The sequence below is a fragment of the Thiomicrospira microaerophila genome, assembly GCF_000934765.1.
GTDB classification, from domain to species: domain Bacteria; phylum Pseudomonadota; class Gammaproteobacteria; order Thiomicrospirales; family Thiomicrospiraceae; genus Thiomicrospira; species Thiomicrospira microaerophila.
Genome location: NZ_JYNN01000069.1, coordinates 1 through 9,156, shown reverse-complemented (window position 1 = coordinate 9,156; position 9,156 = coordinate 1). Strand labels below are relative to the sequence as shown.

Genomic DNA, 9,156 nt, shown 5'->3' with positions numbered 1-9,156 from the left:
CTCAAGAGATTGCCGCGTCGCTGCGCTCCTCGCAATGACACTGGCTTTTGCTGCGCTCCTCGCAATGACCCTGGGCGGTGTTTATTGTTTGTTACGCACTGCCTCTAGGCGTTGCATGATTTGGGCGATGTCAAAGGGTTTGGCAATCACCTCGTCAAAACCGCAGTTGTTGTAGTGCGCCACCTGGTCTGCGAGTACATTGGCGGTCACGGCGTAAATGGTTGGCTGGCACTGTGTGTAGCCCGGTATCGCTCTAAAATGGGCTATCGCTTCGTCGCCGTTCATGCCGGGTAAATTAATGTCCAATAATATTAGGTTCGGCAACCAGGCCTGGGCTTGTTGCAGTCCGTTTTCCGCACTGGGTGCAATGCGCAGTTCAATGCCTTCCATCAGCTGGACGATTTCCGCCATCAGTTTCATATTGTTAGGGTTATCTTCAACATACAGCACTTTGAGCGTGCTGGCTGCGCTTGTAACATTTTGCGCACCAGCATCGGCACTGGCTTGCGCTGACGCCGCGCTATCTGGGCTATTTGAGTCGGTTTCCTGCTGATCCAGCGGAAAACGCACCTTAAAGCGGGTGCCGACATTGACTTCGCTTTCGACGGTTATCTGACCACCCATTTGTTCAACCAGGTCTTGGGTAATGCTTAAGCCGATACCTGTGCCTTCAATCGTTGAACCTTCGTGACCAAGACGGTCAAACGGTATAAATAGCCTTTCTAAATCCTGCTCGGCAATCCCTAACCCGGTGTCTTTAACCTCAAGCTCCCACCAGGCCTGGTTGTCCTGCTCTAGCTTATGCCAGTTAATATCAAGCTTGCCGTTGGGGCGGTTGTATTTAATGCCGTTGCTGGTGAGGTTGAGTAGCACTTGTTTAAAACGCACAGGGTCGGCTTTGATTTGCCATTTGTGGGTATCGGGGGTTAGGTTTATTTTGATATTATGCTTCTGGGCATGGGATTCACTGAGCGCAACGACCTGCGCGATAATGGGTCGCACATCGATGGTTTCGATATTAAGCGCGAGTTTACCGCTTTCAAGTTTGGCGAATTCCAGCACATCGTTAATCAACGACAACAAGTGTTTGCCGCTGGCACTAACACTATGAATTTGTTTTTTCTGCTTGTCGTTTAAATCAGATAGTTCAAGTAATTGTGAATAGCCAATAATCGAGTTTAACGGCGTGCGCAATTCATGGCTCATCGAGGCGAGGAAGTCGGATTTGGCGGCATTCGCCCTTATTGCCTCCTCTCTTGCTATGCGCAGCGCGGTAATATCCTGCACCACACCAATCATTTTTAAGGGTTTGCCCTGATCATCGCGGTGTGTATTGCCTCTTTCTAATAACCAACGCACGGTGCCATCCGGCCAAACTACACGGTGTTCTATATCGTACACCACGCCCTGTTCAATACAGGCGGCTACCGCATCAGTCACCGCTTGACGATCATCAGGATGAATCGCGGCTAAAAAATTGGCATAACTGGTTTCCAACTCGCCTTTTGCATAACCAAATAGGGGCGCAATCTGTTCTGACCAATACAAATCACCGGTTGCTATCGTCCATTCCCACGTACCTATATTGGCATACTCCTGCCCCCGCCTGAAACGCTCTCTGGTTTCGGCAATCTCCTGTTCATTGGCTAATTGCTCGGAGATGTCACGCACAAAGGCTAAAAAGTGCGGCGCATCATCCGTGGGTTCAACGTATTGTAAAAAAACCTCAACATCTATGCAGTGACCTTGTTTGTGTTGGTGCTGAGTTCTAAAGTGGGTGGCGCGTGTTTCGCTGTGAATAACTGCCTGCATCTTTTGATGAAATTGCGGCTGAGTGAATCCGGATTTAATATCAAACGCATGCATCTGCAGCAACGCATCTTGGTCATAACCGACTTGTTTGATCGCGCCTTGATTGACGTATAAAAAGCGATAGGTATGAGCATCAAACATAAACACACAGTCGTGCGCTTGGTCGAGGGTGTTTTTAAACTGTGCCAACTGGCGCTGCAGTTGTGTTTGTTGTTCTTTAAGCTGAGACGACACAACCAGCTGGGCAAATATTTTCAACACGGGTTTTAGATAATCAACCAGCGCGAGATCATAGCCTTGCGGCCGATTGGCTAGCCCCATCATCGCGACAATTTTATCGTCATAAAAAACTGGCACCCCTAAATAGGCTTCAAGAGGTGGATGTCCAGTCGGCAAGCCTCCTCGCCTTGGGTCATTCGCAGGGTCTTGACTAATAACGGGCTCGCCTGTGGTGATCGCGACCCCGAGTAAGGATTTAAGGTTGTGAAACTCTAGCCCCGTTTTGGCGTGTGCATCATAGAAGGCACGCGTTTCTTCGTTCCACGCAATATTGGTGACATCAAAGGTTTTAAGATAAGGCTGTCCTTTTGCACTATAGAGCACCTCACCAATGAAGCCGTATGCACTTTGGGTTAATTCTAAGAGGTCGGTTAGCAGGCTGCCAAATATCTGCTGGCGATCCTTCTCAACAATAAAGTTAGATTGTAAACGATAGATAACCTGCGCAATTTCGGGGGAAAAACGTTCAGCTGTGTTCATTACGCCGACTCCTTTAGGGCTTCTATTCGTTGCATTATCTGCGCGATATCAAAAGGTTTGGCGATGATATCGTCAAAGCCACAGTCGCGATAGTGCTTTACCTGGTCTTCTAGTACATTGGCGGTCACGGCATAAATGGTCGGCTGGCACGGTGTGTAGCTCGGTATCGCTCTAAAGTGGGCGATCGCTTCATCGCCGTTCATGCCGGGTAAATTAATATCCAATAATATTACGCTGGGCAACCAGGCCTGGGCTTGTTGCAGTCCGTTTTCGGCACTGGGTGCAATGCGCAGTTCAATGCCTTCCATCAGCTGAGCGATTTCGGCCATCAATTTCATATTGGCCGGATTGTCTTCAACATATAGCACTTTGAGCGTGCTGGCGGCGAGCGAAGCATTTTGCGCGCCAGCATCGGCATCGGCTTGCGTTGACGCCGCACTATCTGAACTCGCTGAGTTGGTTGCCTGCTGATCTAGCGGAAAACACACCTTAAAGATGGTGCCCACATTCACTTCGCTTTCGACGGTTATCTGACCGCCCATTTGTTCAACCAGGTCTTGGGTAATGCTTAGACCGATACCTGTGCCTTCAATCGTTGAACCTTCGTGACCCAAACGGTTAAACGGCTCAAACAGTCCGGGTAAATCCTGCTCGGCAATCCCTAACCCGGTGTCTTTAACTTGAAGCTCCCACCAGGCCTGGTTGTCCTGCTCTAGCTTATGCCAGTTAATATCAAGCTTTCCGTTAGGGCGGTTGTATTTGATGGCGTTGCTGGTGAGGTTGAGCAGCACTTGTTTAAAACGCAGTGGGTCGGCTTTGATTTGCCATTTGTGGGTGTCGGGGCTGAGGTTTATTTTGATATTATTCGCATAGGCATGGGATTCGCTGAGCGCGATAACCTGTTCGATAATCGGGCGCACATCGACGGTTTCGATATTCAATGCCAGCTTGCCGCTTTCAAGTTTGGCAAATTCCAGCACATCGTTAATCAACGATAACAAGTGTTTGCCGCTGGCACCAATGGTGTGAAGTTGTTTTTTTTGCTTGTCGGACAAATCCGAGAGTTCAAGCAACTGGGAAAAGCCGATAATCGAGTTTAGCGGCGTGCGCAATTCATGGCTCATCGAGGCGAGAAAATCGGATTTGGCACGGTTAGCGCGTTCGGCCTCTTGGCGTGCTATTTGCATCGCGCGCTTGGCTTCACGGCGCTGAAACGCCTGACCAATTTGCAAACCAATGCTGTCTAATAAGCGCTGTTCTTCGTCGAGCAATATGCCATAAGCATCATTCATTTCCGCGGGATCAGGTTGAATACGACAGACGATTAGCTGCCCCTTAAGCTGCTCTAGCTCTATTGAACAGTATTGGCACCATTGGGTTTCCACAAAACCCGGTGTCGCGTAGTTAACGCCATTAAGATCAATTAAGGCACAGGTATCTTCAGGGTAGCGCCAGCCCGCCGGAATGCTGTTGACGACGAGATTGAGCAACTCATGGTCTTCAAGACTATCATCGGTTAAAAGCTGCATAATGCGATTCAGACAGCGCCATTCTTTCACCCGCTCTGCTTGCTCAAACAAACGCGCCTGCTGTTCAAGTTCAAGCCTTTTTACCTGGGTGATGTCGGTGCGAATCGACACATATTGATAAACTTGCCCCGATTCGTTAATAAAAGGGGTAATCGTGGACTTGACCCAATATTCTTCGCCCTGCTTGGTGAGGTTGCAAATTTCGCCTTGCCAAACATCACCATTGGCAATGGTGTGCCAAAGTTCCTCGAAGAACGCGGCATTATGACGCTTAGATTTAACAATACGATGATTTTTTCCGATCAACTCACTGCGTTGGTAACCGCTAATGTCACAAAACTTATCATTGACGGCGATAATATTTCCGGCCCGATCACCCACACTGACGATGGCATGTTGATTGAGCGCCTGGTGCTCACGTTCTCGCTCATAAAGGCTATTATGCAATCGGTTTTGTAACGCCAGTACCTGTCGGGCACGTTTAGCGCGCGCTTTTACCGCCGAGACCAGCAAGTCTGGCTGTACGGGTTTAACCAAAAAATCATCCCCACCATGACTGAGTGCGTTCATTTGCTGATTTAGATCAGTTTCGGCTGAAAGAAACAAAATAGGCAGGGTCAGATAATCATCGCGCTCTCGAATGATCGCGGCTAAATCTGGGCCATTAATCTTGGGCATATAGACATCTAAAATCAAGACATCCGGACGAAAATCATCCATGGCGGTGAGTATTTCGCTCGGTTCACTCAACGCCATCACCTCAATCCCAGCGGATTGTAATACCCAGGATTGCGCTTCCAAGAGTATCGAGCAATCATCGACCATCATGACCCGATAGGGTTGCTTAGCTTGGCGACCGGTGAGGGCATTGAGCATATCCATCAACGATGAAGGCTCAAACGGTTTGAGCATATAACGATTGGCCCCCGCACGAAACGCGCTTAATCTTGCATCATAATCATCGCGCACCGAGGTACAGATCACCGGTGGCGAACAGCCTTCCCAAGCCTTAATCTCGGCGAGCAGTTCTAGCCCCGCACTTTCGCCTTCCGGTAAAATCAAATCAAGGAGAATGGCATCAGGGCAGGCGCCGAGCGCACGTGCAGCGCGAAAACTATGGGCATCACTAAACAAGCTGACCTGAAAACCCTCTTCTCGCAAAACCAGCGCGGTATGCTCCGCCTGCTTCGGATCATCTTCGATAACATATATCATCGGCTGACGATTTGAATCTGTCTGCGGCGCTGGCATCGGCACCTCGCTATCGGCATCCCGTTGACCTAGCTGTTCGTTTATGCGTTGCTCAAGCTGCGCTAAACCCTCAGCCAGTTGGCGCCAACCTTCGTCCGCCAAGTCTAAAGGCGTATCAATAATGGATTTTACCTGCTGTTCTAGCTTTCTTGCAGCGCTTGAAATCGATAGCAAACCAAACGTACCCGCGCTGCCAGTCAAGCTGTGCAGCTGATGATGTAGAATCTTCACCTCCTCAATGGAGCCATCCGCGAGCATGCTCTTTTCATATTGCTGTTTTAAGGCCGTTATCCGCCCAGCTAGTGTTTGACGATACGCTTGACGGAGTGCTTGCATCGCTTCAGTTGGCGTGGTCATTGTGATTCCTTCTTAATTTAATTTATCAACCATCATCTCGCCCAAATAGCACGAATTTGTTCAGCGAGGGTCATGGGGTCAAAGGGTTTGGCCACCACCTCTTTAACGCCTAACGATTTAAAGTGCGCCACCTCAGTAGGTTGCACTTTAGCGGTCATAAAGATAACCGGCACCTTGGCAAGCGCGGGCTTTTGTTGCAACGCTTTGATGGTTGCGGGGCCATCCATGCCTGGCATCATGACATCACAAAGAATCAGATCCGGTGCAAAAGACTCGGCTTCATCGAGTGCCGCTTGACCGGAGGCGCAGGCTTTTACGCTAAATCCGCCCACCGCTTCTAGCGCTAACAGCGCAATGGTTCGAATATCTTCTTCGTCTTCAATATACAAAATACGTTGTAAATCTGTCATGGTTACTCCTTTGTTTGGCTAGCTAGCGGCAATTCAAACCAAAAGGTGGCGCCTTGCCCTTCTGTTGAATCAAATCCAATGTGTCCGCCCATCTGCTCAATAATCTCACGTGAGATGGCTAAGCCAAGACCCGTGCCGGTTTTTTGGCGACTATCAGACGCATCGGCTTGTGAAAACTTTTCAAATATGCGCGACTTGAAGGATTCAGGAATCCCTGGGCCTTGGTCAATCACCGCCACCCGGATCCAATTAGGACGTTGGGCATGGGGCTGAAGTGCAATCCTTACCTGACCGCCTAGCGGGGAATATTTGATGGCATTTGACAAGAGGTTAGCGAGTACCTGCTGCAGACGCTGTTCATCAACCCATACCTTGACATCCAACCCCTCGTTTTCAAGCCGCAGTTTAATCTTGTGTTCTGCGCCATAGGTTTGGTAGTTTTCAATCGCTTGGTTGATAATTGTCACCAGCGAATGGACGCTCATCTCAAAATGCAGCTTGCCGGACACCATTTTTTCCATATCCAGCAGGTCATTAATCAACAACGACAGGCGCAGGGTGTTTTTGTGTGCGATGTCAATCATTTTTTGCATCTGGGCAGGCATGGCACCCAGTTGTCCACCGATAATTAAACCCAGCGCACCGGATATCGAGGTCAAGGGGGTGCGCAATTCATGGCTGACCGTAGAGACAAACTCACTTTTTAGCTGATCGGTGCGCTTGCGTTCGCTAATGTCTCGAACTAGGGCAATGTATTGTTGTTGTCCCTTTAGTCTGACGACTGAAACCGATAACTCGATCGGTAACCGACGCCCTTGTTTGGTTTGGCCTTCAACTTCGTGACCTTGTCCGGCCTGATAATAGCTGACCCCCTGCTGATGGAGGTTTGGCACTAAGGCTTGCAGGTTTTTGCCTGCCATTTCTTGTTGCTGATAGCCAAAAATTTGCTCTGCAGCCGGATTGGAAGATTCTATCCTGCCCGCCACATCCATGGTCAATAAACCATCAACCATATTGTCGAGAATGGCCTTAGTGCGGGCGGACTGCTCTTTGAGTGTTTGTTCTATTTTTTTGATTTCTGTTTGGTCAAACATATAGCCACGAATCGCTTTAAGCTGTCCATCCGCATTACGCACAAGCTTGGTAAAGTCATAAAACCAGCGATACGCGCCATTTTTCATTCGCAAGCGATAGGATTGTTCATATACATCAATGTGCTGGGCGATATTGTGCATGACTTCGTCGCCAATTCGCTGGATATCGTCTGGATGAATTAAGTTGGCATAGCGGAAATCGGGCGCCATCATCTCCGCAGGGCTATAACCTAATATCTCGATAATATTGTCTGATACATAGGTTACAGGCCAATCTTCAGTCGGCCCCCAAGTAATCACAAAAACAGGCCCGGTGGAAAATAAGTTCCGCTCGGCTTGTAGCGCTTCGGTAGCGAGTTTGCTTTCGGTGATGTCGGTTTCCACTGACATATAGCCTGTCAGCTTTTGCTGTTGATCAAATAACGGGGTACATTGGATTCGGATCCAATATGGGCGGTGGGTTTTGGTGTAATTTAACAAGGTGACATCAAAGCCCTGTTGCTGCGCAAGGGCTTGTCGAATTTTATCTACAGTGTGTTGATCGGTATCAGCGCCCTGCAAAACATTGCCCGGCTTCTGCCCTTTCATTTCCGCTAGTGTGTAGCCTGTGATGCGGACAAAGCCGTCGTTTACCCACTCCACTCGACCTTCTACGTCAGTAATCACAACGCCATTACTGGTCTGACTAGCCACTTTTGATAGGCGTTTAATTTGCAGCCGATCCTGCTCCTGTTGTTGGTGCATTTTGGCGGCTTGAATCAACTGTCCACAGGTGGTTAACAAGGGGGCTAGGTAGTCGATTAATGCGTTATCGTAGTCTTGTGCTCGATTCGCTAGGCCTAGCATCGCAACCAATTGACCACCATAAAAAATCGGCAAGCCAAGAAAACGGTTCAACGCGGGATGCCCCGGCGGCAGGCCGCCACGACGCGGATCATGAAGCGGGTCGTTTGCAATCACGGGTTGAGTTGTGGTCAGCACTTCACCAAACAAGTTTTTTAGATTATGGAACTCCATCCCGTTGGGGGCATGCGTTTCGTAAGAGGCTTGGCTTTGTGCATCCCAAGCGATATTGGTGATGGCATAGGTTTTAAGATAAGGGGCCCCCTCCTCGCCATAACGCACCTCAGCAATAAAACCGTATTCACTCCCTGTTAAGTCCAATACATCAGACAGCAAGCGGTCGAAAAGTTGACGCCCTTGGGCTTCATCAATAAAACCCGACTGTGCACGTGAAATAATGCGGGTTAGCTTTTGCGCGGCTTCATACTCACAATTGCGCTTGTAGGACTCGTGCAGCTCTAGCTCGGATAGCACCGCATCCGCCAGATCGCGCAGCGCACTGCGTTGTGCCTCTGTCAGTTTTCGCGGTTTAAAGTCAATAATGCATAAGGTCCCCATCGCATGACCTTCACGGGTAATTAAAGGCACGCCGGCATAAAACCGAATTTTAGGCTCGGATACAACCAGCGGATTAGCTGAAAAACGGGGGTCTTGCGTGGCATCTTCTATTTCAAAAATATCCTCGCCAAGAATCGCGTGACCGCAGAAGGAAACATCACGCCCTGTCTCGCACACATCAAGCCCTTGGCGCGATTTAAACCACTGACGATCCGCATCTATCAACGACACCACTGAAATCGGCACATTAAACATCTGCTGAGTAAGCCGTGTTAGGCGGTCATAACACTCTTCTGGCGCCGTATCCAACACATTCAACCGATAAAGCGCTGCTAAGCGTGCCGACTCATTGTCTGGCGTTGCCGGTACTTGCATTAACTTGTCTCCGTAAGTTTAAAACTATTGCGAATTAAAATTCCACATCATAAAAATCCCCCGTCATCGCGAGCACCTTTCCCCGTCATTGCGAGCACCTTTCCCCGTCATTGCGAGCACCTTTCCCCGTCATTGCGAGCGAAGCGAAGCAATCTCCCAAACCAGTGC

At 49.2% G+C, this 9,156-nt stretch carries 4 protein-coding genes; all 4 read right to left on the bottom strand.

Annotation, left to right across the window (positions count from 1 at the left end; translation table 11 throughout):
• Positions 1 to 81: 81 nt before the first annotated feature.
• From NA59_RS11995 to NA59_RS11975, 4 genes are read right to left on the bottom strand one after another with little or no spacing between them, the layout of a single operon-like run.
• On the bottom strand, positions 82 to 2,571 hold the full coding sequence (locus NA59_RS11995) for a PAS domain S-box protein (protein ID WP_044413080.1): 2,490 nt from the start codon (positions 2,569 to 2,571) through the stop codon (positions 82 to 84).
• The gene (locus NA59_RS14515; RefSeq protein WP_052501663.1) at positions 2,571 to 5,708 is read right to left on the bottom strand and encodes a response regulator; all 3,138 of its coding nucleotides are present in this window, start codon (positions 5,706 to 5,708) and stop codon (positions 2,571 to 2,573) included. Before NA59_RS14515 ends, NA59_RS11995 begins: the two co-directional genes overlap by 1 nt.
• Positions 5,709 to 5,740: 32 nt before the next feature.
• A complete protein-coding gene (locus tag NA59_RS11980) occupies positions 5,741 to 6,118 on the bottom strand; it encodes a response regulator (protein ID WP_044413077.1) in 378 nt (125 codons plus the stop codon).
• Positions 6,119 to 6,120: 2 nt separating this feature from the next.
• Complete coding sequence (locus NA59_RS11975) at positions 6,121 to 8,988, bottom strand: PAS domain S-box protein (protein ID WP_052501662.1); 2,868 nt, start codon at positions 8,986 to 8,988, stop codon at positions 6,121 to 6,123.
• Positions 8,989 to 9,156: the final 168 nt, after the last annotated feature.